Consider the following 14,314-nt stretch of genomic DNA (forward strand, 5'->3'; position numbering starts at 1 on the left):
TGCGAGCAGTCCTTTGGGAATTAGCGGAAGATAGGGAGTTCGCAGTCCATGTTCGATCATATTTCCATCGGCGTAAAAGACCTGGAAAGAGCCCGCCATTTCTACGATGCGGCACTGGCACCGCTCGGATATGAGCGTCTGTCCAATTCCGACACCATGATCGGCTACGGCCCGGAAACGGTCGGGCTCTGGGTGATGCAGGTTGAACAGCCTGTTGTTGCCGACATACGATCGGGGCTGCATTTCTGCTTCGTCGCGCCGAACGAGGCCGCGGTCGATGCCTTTCACGCGGCGGCCATTGCATCCGGCGGCACGGACAACGGCGAACCGGGTATCCGGCCGGATTACGGGCGCTTCTATTATGCCGCCTTCATCATCGACCCGGACGGCTATCGCCTCGAAGCGTATTTTCACAAAGGCGAGATCTAAAAGATCAGGCGGCAACTCTCGATATCGATACGCGGCAGCCGGAGGCTTCGAGCGCCTGGCTGGCGACGTCCAGAAACAGGCGGCGGAACCAGCGCGCCCGGCCGTCGGCCTGGTCGACGCGGCGATAGAGCATCGTCACGGGATCGGCGGGCAGAGGAAGCGGCGGCTGGCAGATCGTCAACCCATGCAATTGCGCCATGCAGCGGCCGATCGATTCCGGCACGGTGGCGATGGCGGGCATGGCCCGAAGCGCCGTCGGCAAGGCAGAAAAGCGCGGCACGGTCGCTACCACCTGCCTGACGTGACCGGTGCGGCTCAGCGCGATGTCGATGCTGGTCGCGGCATTGCCTTCGAACGAGACGGTGACATGGGCGACATTGGCGAAATCCCTGAGGCTCAACGGCGCCTTCAACCGGAGCTGGGCGTCGTCGTAAATGCAGATCGAGGCCTGATCGAACAGTGGCGCTCGGATGTGCCAGGAGGCCGGCTCGTCATGCACGGAGACGCTGAAGTCGAAGACGCCCTCATCCAGCCGGCGCGCGGCATCGCGCTTTTCGGAAGCGATGCCGATCAGCCGGGCACCGGGTGAAAGCTGGAGAAGACGGGCGGCGAGCGGGCCGAAGAAAGCCGATTCGAGATTGTCGCACATGCCGATGCGGAACTCGCCCTGCCAGCTGGCCGGATCGAATTCGGCCTGCGGGCGGATGGCGCGCTCGATGCCCGACAGCGCATCCTCGATTGCCGGAGCGATGGAAAGGGCGCGCGGCGTCGGCTGCAGGCCGCGGCCGACACGCACGAATAATTCGTCGTCCAGCGCCTCGCGCAGGCGCCGCAAAGCAGCCGACAGGCCCGGCTGGCCAAGCAGCAGCCGCTCGGCGGCGCGGCTGACATTGCGCTCCTGCATCAGCACCGAAAAGGCCAGCAGCAGATTGAGGTCGATCTTGCGAAGAGTGGCATCATTCATCATCGTGAGTAATACCTGGCATGGCTACTATCAATTTGCAATAGGAATGGAAGCTGTACATTTTCTCGTTCCCTGCCGCCCGGCAACCTCCCCCGATGAGGCGGCAGCAACGAAGGAACGATTTCGATGACACTTTCCAAATCGCGAGGTGGGGCGGGACTGGCATTGCTGCTGCTCTGCACCGCCAACTTTCTCGACGCCATGGACGTCTCCACCATCGGCGTTGCCTTGCCTGCCATCCAGGCCGAACTCGGCATGGAGGCGACATCGCTGCAATGGGCCGTCAGCGCCTATGTACTCGGCTATGGCGGCTTCCTGCTGCTCGGCGGGCGGGTCGCCGATGTCTTCGGCCACCGCCGCGTCTTCCTCTGGTCGCTGGCGATCTTTGCTGCCGCCAGCATCGCCGGCGGCTTCGTCGACAGCGGGCCGACACTGATCGCCGCCCGATTGGTCAAGGGCATCGCCGCCGCCTTTACCGCGCCTGCGGCCCTTGCGCTGCTGCTCTCCGTCTTCGGCGAGGGAACCGCCCGGGCAAAGGCGCTCGGCGTCTTCGCCTCGACCGGCGCCACCGGCTTCGTGCTCGGCATGGTGCTCGGCGGTGCCGCGACGATCTTCAGCTGGCGGGCGACGCTTGTCATGGGCGCGCCCGTCGCCATCCTGACGCTCCTTCTTGCGCCGCTGGCGCTGCCGGCCGATCCCAAAAGGACGGGACCGCGGCCGAGCTTCGACTGGGCCGGCGCGCTGACGATCACACCCGGGCTGCTGCTCTTCGTCTTCGGCATCACCAATGCTGCGGCCGCCGGCTGGCAGGCTTTTGCGACCTGGGGTTCGCTTGTCGCGTCGCTGGTGCTGATCCTGCTCTTCCTCTTGGTCGAAGCGCGGCATGCCGATCCGATGGTACCGCTCGGCATGTTCCGCCGGGCCAAGCTCCGGCATGCCAATGCGATCGCCGCGCTCTTCCAGGGCGCCTATGTCGGCTTCCAGTTCCTGGCGACGCTCTATTATCAGAACGTCATCGGCTGGTCGGCCTTCACAACCGGCTTCTGCTTTGCGCTTGGCGGCGTCTTCGTGATGTTCCTGGCGCCACGTTTTGCGACGCTCGCGCAAAATCGCGGCGCCACCGGGCTGATGGCGGCGGGTGTCGGCCTGCAAGCGTTCAGCTATATCTTCTGGGTGACAGCACTCGGCCATGTCGACCCGATCCTGCTCGTGCTGTTTTCGCAGATCCCGCTCGGCCTCGGTTACGCCATGACCTACCCCTCGGTCCAGGTCGCAGCCCTTTCCGACGTGGAGGACGACAAGTCGGGGCTTGCTTCCGGACTGCTCTTTGCCTCCTTCCAGATCGGCGGCGGCATTGTGCTTGCGGCCGCCTCGGCAGTCTTCGGCGCCGCACCGCATTTCGGCTGGAACCCCTATGTCGCCGGGATCGCGTTCGTGGCGCTGCTTGCGGTGGCGATCACCCTGCTTGCAGCCGCCGGGCCGCGAACATCGGCCGCCCGGAGCCCCACCTATCAGGCGGCGGAATAACCGTCATCGGCCCGCACCCTGACCGGTGCGGGCTGCTCATGAACCGGAGCGATATCTGCTGCAAGAATCCCGTTGCTTTGCCTGGGTGAAAGGCGCATGGTCGCAACTTCGGCAGCCAGTGTAAGGGCGCTGCCGACTGAGGGTTTTTATACCCTTGCCCCGATGAAAGGAGGACCGATGTCTTCCACTTTCGAAAAGCCGCATCTGACTTCGGCCGATCTCGACATGCTGCAGGGCGTGCTCAACGACGCCGGCTACGACGCCAAAATCCTAATCGGCAACGAACGTGTCTTCAACGTCGCGGCCATACTGTTGATCAGGCTGTTCGAAGAGGGCGTCACCTCGCCGGCCATGCTCTCACAAGCGCTCGAACACCATTTCGGCAAGCCGAAGACGCCGCCGAAACCGGTAACCCCCGTCTTTAACCGATATGCGATACAGGGATTGCCCCGCGAAAGACGCGCCGCCGGCTAGAGCAAATGCCGAAAAGTGTGAGCGGTTTTCGGACGACATCATGCTCTCACTGATGTTCTAGCGGCAAGTGAGCCGCCGGCTCCTAAGGAGTATTGTGCGAAAAACCCTTTTGCTTTGTATCTGCGCCGCAGCGGCCGGTTATTTCGGATGGGTGCAATTCGGGGCTTACCAACAACGCGAGCAGGCTAGAAATCTTGCAGACATCGACAGGGAGCGCCGGGTGGCGCTCCTGGAAATCGATGGCTGCCAGGCGAAGGTGGACCTGCTTCTGTCGATGACAGACCGCCTGCTCAAGGCCGGCGGTATGCTTGTGCCGCGCGATATCGGACGGGACATAGAACTCTGTCTGGCCCGCGGCATCATGTCGGCATCAGGCCTGGCGGAGATGGAAAGATCGAAGCTGATCCGCCTGTTTCCCGTGAATGACTAAGCGCGTCGCAAAATTCATCCCTCGTTGCGCGGCACGTATCCCCTGTGGAAATATGGCTTTCCTGCGGCGGCGGCCTTAATGGCACCTCAATTTTACTCTATAAGCAGGGCTCGCTGATTTGGCCGATGCGGCATTTGCGGTGACCGGGTTTCCGGCCCCGCCATTTTCCCGATCGCGAAAGCATGGTGACGTCCCGTCTCAACGTCGGGTTTGGCTTTCGGTGACCTCTCCGGTCATCCGCCTCCAGACTGCGATGCGGTTTCAGCAGGCATCATTTTCATTCCATCCCTGCGGCCCGGTGTTGTCGGGTTGCCCCTCATGACGATCCCGCGATCTCCGATCGCGACCGACAAGCGGGGCGAATACCACGCAGGCTGCGGCTTTCAATTTCGATCTAAAGGGAGATTTTATCGATGGCAAAAGGACAAGTAAGAAGCAATCGCGAGGTCCGGAAGCCGAAAAAGGACAAGCAGGAAGCGAAGGTAGAAAGCACATTCGCCAACCAGATGAAGACGGCGACCAAAACCGCCCCGCAGGGCAGTGCTCCAAAGAAATAGAACCTCTTAACGAGCCGCCGCTCTCGCCCTCGCTGCGCGTAACAGCGCAAGTGATAGTGCGTCCTCACGGACGCGCCGGCGTGACATTACGCCCATTGACATGTCTTTAGAAAAACAGGAATCGCTGCAACCATGACCAGTCTTCATACAATGTACAACTTCGACTATCCGCTCTTCCTCATTCGCTCGGCCGTAGTGATTGCACTCGGCTTTTCGGCGATCGCCGCCTTTCACGGCGTCACTCTGTGATCGAATCTGCGCGCCGCAGCGAGTGCGAGGAAATCCAAGTGGCCCCTTTGGGCGAGGCTGACGAAAACCCGGAGCGATCCCGGGAGAATGCCGAGCTTTTCGCTGAAAAGCGCTGGTTGAAGATCCTTGCCGGATATCGCCAGCCGCGGGCCGGACGCAGCGCCTTCGAGCTTGCCGTCACCGTCGTCCCTTTCGCGCTGTTCTGGGCTGCCGCCTGGGCAGCGGTTCATTACAGTTTCTGGCCCGGCCTGATCCTCATCCTTCCCGCCGCTGCTTTCCTGCTCCGGCTGTTCATGATCCAGCATGATTGCGGCCACGGCTCGTTTTTTGCCCGTCGCCGCGTCGACGACTGGGTTGGACGCACGATCGGCATCCTGACGCTGACGCCATACGACTACTGGCGCCGGGCGCATGCGGAACACCACGCCTCGGCCGGGAACCTGGACGAACGCGGCGTTGGCGATATCGAAACGCTGACGATCGCCGAATATAACGCGCTGTCGCGCTGGGGCCGGCTCGGCTACCGGCTCTATCGACATCCGATCGTAATGTTCGGGATCGGACCGGCATGGCTGTTCCTCTTCAAGCAGCGCCTGCCTTTCGGCATGATGCGCTCCGGCGCCCTGCCCTGGATCTCAACCATGGCGACCAATCTTGCCATCGCGGTGGTCACCGCGGTGCTGATCTGGGCGGTCGGGATCGTCCCCTTTTTACTGGTGCATCTGCCGACCGTGCTTCTGGCAGGTGCTGCCGGCGTCTGGTTGTTCTACGTGCAGCATCAATTCGAGGAAACACATTGGTCGAAGGAGCCGGACTGGCAGTTCCAGCATGCGGCCCTGCACGGCGCCTCGCATTACGACCTGCCGCCAGTGCTGCGGTGGATAACCGGCAATATCGGCATCCACCACGTGCATCATCTGTCGAGCCGGGTGCCTTACTACCGGCTGCCGGAGGTGCTGCGAGATCATCCTGAGCTTGCCGACCTGGGTCGCATCACGCTCATGGAAAGCCTGCGTTGCGTCAAGCTGGTGCTGTGGGACGAACAGACGAAGCGGCTGGTTTCGTTTCGCGAGGCGGCACGGCTTGCCACGGCACGATAACGGGCGTTAGAGCGGTTTAACTTTCACGGAAGCGCGGAGCCGCTCTACCCTTTTGCTCCTGGAATTGCTCCACTAAAATCATCCCGTTCTAGCGATAGCCTGTCACATCCGCCGGTTTGCCGGGCTCCTGCACTTCCAGCATGTAGCGCCAGCAATCCGGCCGCGAACCGTCGATATCGTCGAAGCCATAGGTCTTGGCCACTCCACCGCTCGACAGCGACCGGCCGTTCCAGCGGGCGCGGTCGGGATCGGCGGCGATGGCCGCAACGGCGCGGCCGACGAAGCGTGGGGTTTCGGAAATGGCGAAATGCGGCTGTACCTTCGTCGCCTCGCGCCAGTTCCCCTCACTGACACCATAGGCATCCAGCATCATTTCCGAGCGCAGCCAGCCGGGCGTGATGGCAATGGCGGTGGCGCCGTGTTTTGCCAGATCCTGCGCATGCGCCCAGGCCATGCGGGTGACGCTTGTCTTGACGAGGTCGTAGAAGGGCGACAGCCGGTAATGGGTGGCGTTATAGTCGGCCGTGCCGTCGGTCACCTCGACCAGCAGCCCGCCCTGCCGCTCGATCATTAGCGGCAGGGCGTAATGGGCGGTGATCAAATGCGTCTCGATACCGAGCCGCAGCATGCGCAGGCCCTTGTCCAGCGAATGCTCCCAGACTGATTTGTCCCATTCGAACAGCTTCTCGCCGCCCCAGATGTCGTTGACGAGAATATCGAGCCGGCCGGCTTCGCCGCGGATGCGGGCGATCAGTGCCTCGACCTGTTGCTGGACCAGATGGTCCACCTGCACGGCGATACCCTTGCCACCGGCTGACGTCACCAGCTCGGCTGTCTCCTCGATCGTCTCCGGCCTGATATATTCGGATTGCTGGGCGCGCGTCGTGCGCCCGGTGACATAGACGGTGGCGCCGGCGGCGCCGAGTTCCACCGCAATGCCCCGGCCGGCGCCGCGCGTTGCACCTGCCACCAAAGCTACTTTCTCCCGCAAGTTTGCTGTCACTTCTCGATCCTCCACGCTAGAACGGAGTGCGCCTAGTTCATCCGGCGCGCCTTGTATATAAACGAATGATCGTTTACATTCGAAACGAATGCAAGAGGAATTTCATGCCGCGTCGCCGCACACTGTCCGATGAACAGCTTCTCGCCATGGTGCTGGCGCTGATCCACGCCGAGGGGCCGGATGCGGCGACCTTTGCGGCGGTGGCGAAAGCCAGCGGTCTTTCTGGTTCGACGCTGGTGCAGCGTTTCGCGACGAAAGCGGCGATGCTGCGCGCTGCGCTGCTTCACGCCTGGGACCGGCTGGATGCGGAAACGGCGCGGCTTACCGGGAGCGTGGCGAAAACCCCGGAAGGCGCCGTGGCGCTGCTCGTCGGCCTGTCGCAGGATTACGGCGACAATGCCGCCGCCTATGGCGAGGGACTGCTGGTGCTGCGCGAGGATTTCCGCGATCCGGTGCTGCGGGCCCGGGGTGCAGCCTGGGGAACGGCGCTGACGAAAGCGATCGCACGCTGCTTCAGCTCGGCGAGCGATCCTGAGACGATCGCCCGGCTGATGCTGGCGCAATGGCAGGGTTCGCTCACCTGGTGGGGATTTGGCGCAGACGGCCCGGTGGCTGCCTATGTGGAGACGGAATTGAAGCGCTTCCTGACAGCAGTGAAGCCCTGATCCCCGCTCAGCCTCAAATGCAAGTCCAGGTCAAAGCATTGTGAAACTGAACACCTCTGGCGCCTTGCAGCGGTTCAGGGCATCCTATGATGGCTGAAAGTTGTGTTTATGGCAGTTGGAGGAATGCCGATGCGCTGCTTTACCGTGCTTGGACCTTCGCAGACCGGAAAATCAACAGTCGTGGAAAAGCTCGGCTCCCTGGAAGGGGCGGCGAGAAAATCCAGCTCCCCTTATGGATTGAACCTCACAGAATTCACCTTTGGAAACGAGGCGTGGTGTGCGCTGGATGCGCCAGGACCCAATGAAGCGTTGGCACATGCACAGCACGCGCTTCTTGCCAGCGACGCCTGCATCCTGTGCGTTTCATCGGCACCCGAGGAGGCTGTGCTCGCCGCGCCCTATCTGCGCGTAATCGAGGCCTCGGAGACGCCGTGCATCCTCTTCGTCAACCGGATGGACGAACCCAGAGGGCGGCTGAGGGACGTGATCGCCGCGCTTCAAGACTACGCCAACCACACGCTTTTGCTTCGCCAGATCCCGATCCGCGAGGGGGACAGGATCATAGGTAGTTGCGATCTGATTTCCGAACGGGCGTGGCGCTACCGGGAAGGCCAGACTTCGGCGCTGATCGCAATCCCCGAAAGCGCCGCCGAGCGCGAGCACGAAGCGCGCAGCGAGCTCCTGGAACACCTGTCCGAATTCGATGACTGGCTTCTCGAGGAACTGATCGAAGATCGCGAGCCGCCCAGCGACGCGCTCTATGCCATTTCATCGCGGGTTCTCAGGGAAAACAGGATTATTCCAGTCCTGATCGGTGCCGCAAGTCACGGCAACGGCATGATGAGGCTGATGAAGGCGCTGCGCCACGAGGCGCCGCCGGTCACGGTTCTTCGACAGCGCCTGGCTCGTGCGGGCAATGTCGATGAAAACAAGCTGACCGCCGTGAGCTTCCATGCCTATCATCGCCAGAATGTCGGTAAGACAGTGCTGGTGCGCGCGCTTGGCGAGGGACTGCGGCAGGGCGCATCATTGGGCGGCTCCAGCCTCGGCGCCGTACAGCATCTCGCAAACGGGCGGTCCAATTCGGCGGTTGTGCCTGCGTCGGGGGATGTGTTTGCGACGGTCAAGTCCGACCACTTGCCCGTCCCTTCGCTGTTGACATCAGACGCGGTGGTCGCCCCGCCTGGATGGACGGAGCCACCCACGCCGATGCTTGAAAGGATCCTAGTCCCGGGCAGCGAGCGCGATGAAAACAAGCTCTCCGAAACGCTGGCAAAACTTTCCGCGACGGATCGCGGCCTAACGGTCCTGCAGGAGGAAAGCACCGGCGCCCAGCTCGTCTGCGCCCAGGGGCCGGTGCATCTGCGCGATCTCTGCCGAACCCTGTCCGACGTGTTTCACATCGCCGTAACCGATCGAACGCCCAGCCCGATCTACCGCGAGACAATTGCGAAACCATCTGAGGTTCATTACCGTCACCGCAAACAGACCGGCGGTGCCGGACAGTTCGCGGATGTGAAGCTGAGCATTCGCCCCAATGAGCGCGGCCGGGGCTTCACCTTTAGCGAAACCGTCAAGGGTGGCGTCGTTCCGCGCAACTACATCCCTGCTGTCGAAGCAGGCGCGCGCGAAGCGATGGAGAAAGGGCCGCTAGGCTTCCAGGTCATCGATGTCGGCGTAACGCTGTACGATGGTCAGCACCATGCCGTCGACAGTTCGGAACACGCCTTCCGGACTGCGTCGAAAATGGGAGTGCGACAGGCGCTTTCCGAAGGGTCGGCCGTTTTAATGCAACCGGTCTTCCGCAGCGAAATTCACATTCCGTCGATCTATTCGGGCAGCCTCGTCCAGATCGTCTCCGCTCTCAAGGGTCAGGTTCTCGGCTTCGACCGGGATGAAACCGCTAAGGGATGGGACATCTTCCGGGCACTCATTCCGGGCGGCGCACTTGACGATCTGGCGCGGGCGCTGCGCTCGGCGACGCAGGGCATTGGTTACTTTTCCAAGACCTTCGATCACTTCGAGGAGCTCTACGGCAAGGAAGCGGACGCCATCGTGAGGGCACACGAGGGACCAGGCGCCGCACACTGAAGGGCTTGATGCGCCCGTCGCCAAAGCGACCATGCGATGACGGATGAAGGTTCAATTCGCCGTCGTGCAAGGTGGGCAACTGTAATGTTAGGCTTCCTCTTCATCCTTTTTCGCGCCAACGGTCAGCGGCCAGTCGACGACATAATCCTCGAGATCGTCGATATCGATCTCATTTTCATTGATGGTGCGGCCGCGGGCGGAAATGCCGGCGGCATGGACCGTCTCGGGATCGCCGGAGACAAGCGGGTGCCACCAGTAGAGGTCGCGGCCTTCATTGACCAGCCGGTAGCCGCAGGTGGGCGGCAGCCAGGCGATGTCGGGCACGTTCTCCTTGGTCAGCTGCACGCAGTCCGGCACGAAATCCCAGCGGTTCTCATAGCTGGAGCAGCGACAGCTTTCGCCATCGAGCAGCTTGCAGCTGACCGAGGTGAAATAGATATCGCCGCTATCCCATTCCTCGATCTTGTTGAGACAACAGAGGCCGCAGCCGTCGCAAAGGCTTTCCCACTCGGCAACGGTCATTTCGGCAAGCGTCTTGCTCTTCCAGAAGGGCAGATCGTTCATCGTTCGTTTCTTGCAACAGCGACCCGCAAATTCGCGTGACCCTGATGCATCTCTCTTGTTATCAGCCGCAAAATCAATCAATCCTTCAGCATACTCCTGATACTCGGAGAATTCTCTCCTGGTATCGGAGAGCTTTGCGGCCATATGCGGGCCTCGCGCTTTCGTCGGATATGACAGAAGCGCGATCAGGCGGGAATACAGGACGTGCAGGATCCGGACAACCCAGGAAATGGGCCAGAAAACGGGCCAGAAAAAAGGCCCGGAAAAGCGGCGAACGAGGCAGCGAAAAAGCGGCCGGCGAAGAGCCGTCACATTCTGTTGCGCATCGATTCCTGGATCGATTCGACCGTCTGGAACGCCGGCTTCCGCGCCGCCGAGATCTGGGAAGACATTACCATTTTCTTCCGCCGCTTCCGCGTGCGCGGCTGGAAGCGCATGGTCTTCGAACTTGCCGGCGAAGGACTGACGCTCGGAGCGGCCGGCTCGGTGCTGATGCTGCTGCTTGCCCAGCCCGCCTTCGAGGCAACCAAGGAAGACTGGCGCAACCGCGGCGATTTCGCCGTCACCTTTACCGACCGCTACGGCAACGTCATCGGCCATCGCGGCGTCATCCACCAGAATTCCGTGCCGATCGACGAGCTGCCGGATTCGCTGATCAAATCGGTGATCGCCACCGAGGACCGGCGCTTCTTCGACCATTTCGGCATCGATTTCATCGGCCTCTTCCGCGCCATGAGCGAGAATGCGCGCGCCGGCGAAGTCGTCCAAGGCGGCTCGACGCTGACCCAGCAGCTCGCCAAGAACCTGTTCCTGTCCAACGAACGCTCGATCGACCGCAAGGTCACCGAGGCGTTCCTGGCGCTTTGGCTCGAGGCGAACCTTTCCAAGAAGGAAATCCTCTCCACCTATCTCGACCGCGCCTATATGGGCGGCGGCACTTTTGGCGCAGCCGCAGCGGCGCAATTCTATTTCGGCAAGAACATCACCGATGTGAATCTCGCCGAATCCGCCATGCTTGCCGGCCTGTTCAAGGCGCCGGCGAAATATGCGCCACACGTCAACCTGCCGGCGGCGCGTGCCCGCGCCAACGAAGTGCTGACCAATCTGGTGCAGAGCGGGTTGATGACCGAGGGCCAGGTGATCGCTGCCCGGCGCAATCCGGCCACCGTCGTCGACCGCAACGAGGTGGAATCGCCTGATTTCTTCCTCGACTGGGCTTTCGACGAGGTGCAGCGGCTTTCGTCACGCTTCCACCAGCATTCGCTGATCGTGCGCACGACGATCGACATGGGCATCCAGCAGGCGGCGGAGGATTCGGTCGAGACGTCGCTGCGCGAATATGGCGAGGCCTATCACGCCAAGCAGGGCGCGATGGTGATGATCGAAAACGGCGGTGCCGTGCGCGCCATGGTCGGCGGCCGGGACTACGGCGAGAGCCAGTTCAACCGCGCCACCAGGGCGCTGCGCCAGCCGGGTTCCTCCTTCAAGGTCTACACCTATGCGGTGGCGATGGAGAGCGGCATGACGCCGCAGACGACGATCGTCGATGCGCCGATCTACTGGGGCAATTGGAGCCCGCACAATTATGCCAATCGCTATGTCGGCCGCATCACGCTCGAGACCGCGATCGCCCAGTCGATCAATACGATCCCGGTGCGGCTCGCCAAGGAAAAACTCGGTATTCAGCCGATCCGGGCGATGGCGAAAAACCTCGGCGTCGAAACGCCGATCCGCGACGACGTCACCATCCCGATCGGCACTTCCGAGGTGACGGTGCTCGACCAGGCGACCGCCTATGCCACCTTCCCGGCCGGCGGCTACCAGTCGCGCCGCCACGGCATCACCCAGATCCTCGATTACGACGGCGACGTGCTCTACGATTTCGACCGCGACGAGCCGGCGCCGAAGCGTGTGCTCTCCGAACAGGCCGATGCCTATATGAACCAGATGTTGTCGCGCGTTCCCTATGTCGGCACTGCGCGCAAGGCGGCCCTCGACAACGGCATCCTGACGGCCGGCAAGACCGGCACGACCCAGGCCTATCGCGACGCCTGGTTCGTCGGCTTCACCGGCAATTACACCTGCGCCGTCTGGTTCGGCAATGACGACTACACCTCGACCAACGAGATGACCGGCGGTTCGCTGCCGGCGATGACCTTCAAACGCGCCATGGACTACGCCCATCAGGGTGTCACGCTGCGGGCCATCCCCGGCGTCGAAAACCCCCTGCCCTCGGAAAAGGATCTCGCCAAAACCGCCGCCGCCAAGCCGCAGGACGGATTGCCGCAGCTCATCCGGCCGCGCATGCTGTCGGTTCAATCGACTGGCATCCTCAAGAAGCTCGGCGAAAAGCTGAAGGATGCCACCCCGCTCGCGCCGGCGAAGGTGGCGAGCGTGGAATAGCCGGCAGCATCTGGCGCCCCGATCCCGAAATCACCGTCAGTCCACGTCGATACATCGGCATGATGCCATTGCTGCACGCGGCACGACCGTGGATCAATCAGCGCTCATGTCACGGCGCGGCATTCCACCCTGCCAGAATCAGTGGTAACCCTTTCATCCGATATGGTTTCCAAGGTCATGACGTGTTTCGATTCCCCCTTTTTATCGCGATCACGCTGATCGTCGCCTTTGGCGGCGGGATCATGATCTCGCTTTATGCGCTGGACGCGACACAGGGTTTTGGAGCGATCAAGCTCGGCGCCTGGGAGGCCTTTCCAGCGTTGCAGACGGTCGAGGCCGATCCTTACGCCAAGTCGCACCGGGCGCGCGCCGGCAAGCTGCTCTATGGCAGCGCCGAGGGCCTGACCTTCACGGCGAGCGTCGACGACGACGGCGCGCGGCTGAATGCCGGCTGCCGCTACCGCATCAGCGGGCAGACGCCGCCTGCCCGGCTCTGGACCCTCTTTACCGCCGACAATGGCGGCAATCCGGCAGCGGTGAAGACCGGGCATCCCTCAGCGCTCAATTCCTGGACGGTGCTGCGCAATCAAGACAGCAGTTTCTCGGTCGAGATCTCCGCCGTCGCACAGCCGGGCAACTGGCTGGCCTTGCCGGAGGCTGGCACTTTTCGGCTGGTGCTGACGCTGTTCGACACACCGACCGCCGGCAGTTCCGGGGTGATCGATCTCGCCATGCCGAAGCTCACCAAGACCGGATGCGGCAATGCTTAGGATATTCTTCGCCGTCCTGACCGGGCTTTTCGGCGCAGCGCTGCTGCATCTCGTCATCATCCTGTCGCTGCCGCATTTCACCGGCAGGGATGCGGCGACCCGCGTGGAGGCGGAGGGCGACCTCAACAATTTCTACCTGCTCGGCGACCGGTATGATGAGGCTGGCCTTGCCAATGGCGACCCCTTCCTGCGCACCGCCGTCTGCTCCTTCGACGTCGAGGATGCGCCGGTGCATTTTACCGCCAAGGGCAATGTGCCCTTCTGGTCGATCGCGATCTACGACAGCGCCTCCAACGAGGTCTTCAGCATGAACGACAGGACATCGGTCGGTGGCGCGCTCGATGTGCTGGCCGGCAGTCCCATCCAGCTGACTGACCTGCGCAAGAACTTGCCGCAGGAGCTGGAGCAGGCGATCCTGGTGGAAATGGCACGGCCGGACGGCTATGCCGTGCTGCGGACGCTGGCGCCGCAGGCGAGCTTCGATGAGGCCGCGCGGAACTTCCTGACGGAAGCCGGCTGCGAGCAATTCGCCGCTCGCTGAGGTTGAGGAGCGGTTACTTCTTGTTGACGCGCGGCGCAGGCGCCGGACGATGTTTCGGGCTCTCGGTCAACCGCTCGTAGCGGACGCCGGTGAACCAAAGAATCTTAGCTTCGCGAGGCTCTTTGTCCGGGCGACGCGGCGCCCGCGGTCGCCGATCCGCCAATGCGACTACTATTGCCATTCTCGTCTCCATGCACTGCCCGAGACGGATGAAGTTGCGATGGATTTCACCCTGCCCGCCAATGTGCGGGCCGGCGCGTCCTGCAGTGCCGGGATGACCGGACCGAGGGCATTCGCGCCTTTCCCACGGCACCTGATTGAAATACCGTGATGCGGAGTTTCAACGATCCAAATACTCAAATCGCGTCGTTCCTATCCGAATTGAGACAGATGACAGTTAACAGTTTACTAATGTTCGGGATATGCCAGACACAGTTCACGTTACCTCCCTTTAACGCTCGAAGAGTTGATTTGGTTTCACGCCGCCTGCGCAAACGGCCGGCTGAAGATCGAGAGATAAAATTAGAAACAATTCATATAGTTGGCA

14 protein-coding genes are annotated in these 14,314 nt (G+C 62.1%); 11 read left to right on the forward strand and 3 right to left on the reverse strand.

The features are described from left to right. The first annotated feature begins 48 nt into the window (after positions 1–48). Entirely contained in the window at positions 49–429 is a 381-nt protein-coding gene (locus OIU37_RS12275; RefSeq protein ID WP_171601106.1) for a VOC family protein, read from the forward strand. Positions 430–433: 4 nt separating this feature from the next. On the opposite strand, the gene OIU37_RS12280 is transcribed toward OIU37_RS12275, so the two are convergent. Continuing rightward, positions 434–1,396, reverse strand: a complete 963-nt coding sequence (locus OIU37_RS12280; protein WP_180693389.1) for a LysR family transcriptional regulator — start codon at positions 1,394–1,396, stop codon at positions 434–436. A 123-nt stretch (positions 1,397–1,519) separates the two neighbouring features. On the opposite strand from OIU37_RS12280, the gene OIU37_RS12285 reads away from it, so the two are divergent. The 5 genes from OIU37_RS12285 (at position 1,520) to OIU37_RS12305 (ending at position 5,730) form a co-directional block, all read left to right on the forward strand. Further along, a complete protein-coding gene (locus tag OIU37_RS12285; RefSeq protein WP_171601108.1) occupies positions 1,520–2,920 on the forward strand; it encodes an MFS transporter in 1,401 nt (466 codons plus the stop codon). A 96-nt stretch (positions 2,921–3,016) separates the two neighbouring features. Next, positions 3,017–3,394 carry a hypothetical protein gene (locus OIU37_RS12290; protein WP_171601109.1) on the forward strand — a complete coding sequence of 126 codons (378 nt, stop codon included), beginning with the start codon at positions 3,017–3,019 and terminating at the stop codon, positions 3,392–3,394. Positions 3,395–3,488: 94 nt separating this feature from the next. After that, positions 3,489–3,824 carry a hypothetical protein gene (locus OIU37_RS12295; RefSeq protein ID WP_319004722.1) on the forward strand — a complete coding sequence of 112 codons (336 nt, stop codon included), beginning with the start codon at positions 3,489–3,491 and terminating at the stop codon, positions 3,822–3,824. A 413-nt stretch (positions 3,825–4,237) separates the two neighbouring features. Then, the gene (locus OIU37_RS12300) at positions 4,238–4,381 is read left to right on the forward strand and encodes a hypothetical protein (protein WP_003557866.1); all 144 of its coding nucleotides are present in this window, start codon (positions 4,238–4,240) and stop codon (positions 4,379–4,381) included. Positions 4,382–4,677: 296 nt separating this feature from the next. Then, complete coding sequence (locus OIU37_RS12305; protein ID WP_264258468.1) at positions 4,678–5,730, forward strand: fatty acid desaturase; 1,053 nt, start codon at positions 4,678–4,680, stop codon at positions 5,728–5,730. A gap of 88 nt (positions 5,731–5,818) precedes the next feature. Here OIU37_RS12305 and OIU37_RS12310 read toward each other — a convergent pair whose 3' ends face one another. Further along, entirely contained in the window at positions 5,819–6,733 is a 915-nt protein-coding gene (locus OIU37_RS12310; protein ID WP_240602316.1) for an SDR family oxidoreductase, read from the reverse strand. Between the two features lie 104 nt (positions 6,734–6,837). Here OIU37_RS12310 and OIU37_RS12315 point away from each other — a divergent pair, with 104 nt between their 5' ends. Together OIU37_RS12315 and OIU37_RS12320 are read left to right on the forward strand one after the other, a co-directional pair. After that, complete coding sequence (locus OIU37_RS12315; RefSeq protein ID WP_180693392.1) at positions 6,838–7,398, forward strand: TetR family transcriptional regulator; 561 nt, start codon at positions 6,838–6,840, stop codon at positions 7,396–7,398. Between the two features lie 129 nt (positions 7,399–7,527). Further along, the gene (locus tag OIU37_RS12320) at positions 7,528–9,489 is read left to right on the forward strand and encodes an elongation factor G (protein ID WP_180693393.1); all 1,962 of its coding nucleotides are present in this window, start codon (positions 7,528–7,530) and stop codon (positions 9,487–9,489) included. 87 nt (positions 9,490–9,576) lie between these two features. Here OIU37_RS12320 and OIU37_RS12325 read toward each other — a convergent pair whose 3' ends face one another. Beyond that, positions 9,577–10,053 carry a YcgN family cysteine cluster protein gene (locus tag OIU37_RS12325; protein ID WP_171601113.1) on the reverse strand — a complete coding sequence of 159 codons (477 nt, stop codon included), beginning with the start codon at positions 10,051–10,053 and terminating at the stop codon, positions 9,577–9,579. A gap of 204 nt (positions 10,054–10,257) precedes the next feature. On the opposite strand from OIU37_RS12325, the gene OIU37_RS12330 reads away from it, so the two are divergent. From OIU37_RS12330 to OIU37_RS12340, 3 genes are all read left to right on the forward strand, one after another. Beyond that, on the forward strand, positions 10,258–12,456 hold the full coding sequence (locus tag OIU37_RS12330; protein WP_264257592.1) for a transglycosylase domain-containing protein: 2,199 nt from the start codon (positions 10,258–10,260) through the stop codon (positions 12,454–12,456). Positions 12,457–12,638: 182 nt separating this feature from the next. Continuing rightward, positions 12,639–13,226 carry a DUF1214 domain-containing protein gene (locus OIU37_RS12335; protein ID WP_025393831.1) on the forward strand — a complete coding sequence of 196 codons (588 nt, stop codon included), beginning with the start codon at positions 12,639–12,641 and terminating at the stop codon, positions 13,224–13,226. Beyond that, a complete protein-coding gene (locus OIU37_RS12340; protein WP_180693395.1) occupies positions 13,219–13,767 on the forward strand; it encodes a DUF1254 domain-containing protein in 549 nt (182 codons plus the stop codon). Before OIU37_RS12335 ends, OIU37_RS12340 begins: the two co-directional genes overlap by 8 nt. Positions 13,768–14,314: the final 547 nt, after the last annotated feature.

It is taken from the genome of Rhizobium sp. BT-226 (genome assembly GCF_025847085.2).
Classification (GTDB): Bacteria; Pseudomonadota; Alphaproteobacteria; order Rhizobiales; family Rhizobiaceae; genus Rhizobium; species Rhizobium sophorae.

Excerpts from the sequence above, each read along its gene's own strand:
- OIU37_RS12275 (WP_171601106.1), top strand. The coding sequence starts at position 49 with ATGTTCGATCATATTTCCATCGGCGTAAAAGACCTGGAAAGAGCCCGC.
- OIU37_RS12280 (WP_180693389.1), bottom strand. The coding sequence starts at position 1,396 with ATGATGAATGATGCCACTCTTCGCAAGATCGACCTCAATCTGCTGCTG.
- OIU37_RS12285 (WP_171601108.1), top strand. The coding sequence starts at position 1,520 with ATGACACTTTCCAAATCGCGAGGTGGGGCGGGACTGGCATTGCTGCTG.
- OIU37_RS12290 (WP_171601109.1), top strand. The coding sequence starts at position 3,017 with ATGGTCGCAACTTCGGCAGCCAGTGTAAGGGCGCTGCCGACTGAGGGT.
- OIU37_RS12300 (WP_003557866.1), top strand. The coding sequence starts at position 4,238 with ATGGCAAAAGGACAAGTAAGAAGCAATCGCGAGGTCCGGAAGCCGAAA.
- OIU37_RS12315 (WP_180693392.1), top strand. The coding sequence starts at position 6,838 with ATGCCGCGTCGCCGCACACTGTCCGATGAACAGCTTCTCGCCATGGTG.
- OIU37_RS12320 (WP_180693393.1), top strand. The coding sequence starts at position 7,528 with ATGCGCTGCTTTACCGTGCTTGGACCTTCGCAGACCGGAAAATCAACA.
- OIU37_RS12325 (WP_171601113.1), bottom strand. The coding sequence starts at position 10,053 with ATGAACGATCTGCCCTTCTGGAAGAGCAAGACGCTTGCCGAAATGACC.
- OIU37_RS12340 (WP_180693395.1), top strand. The coding sequence starts at position 13,219 with ATGCTTAGGATATTCTTCGCCGTCCTGACCGGGCTTTTCGGCGCAGCG.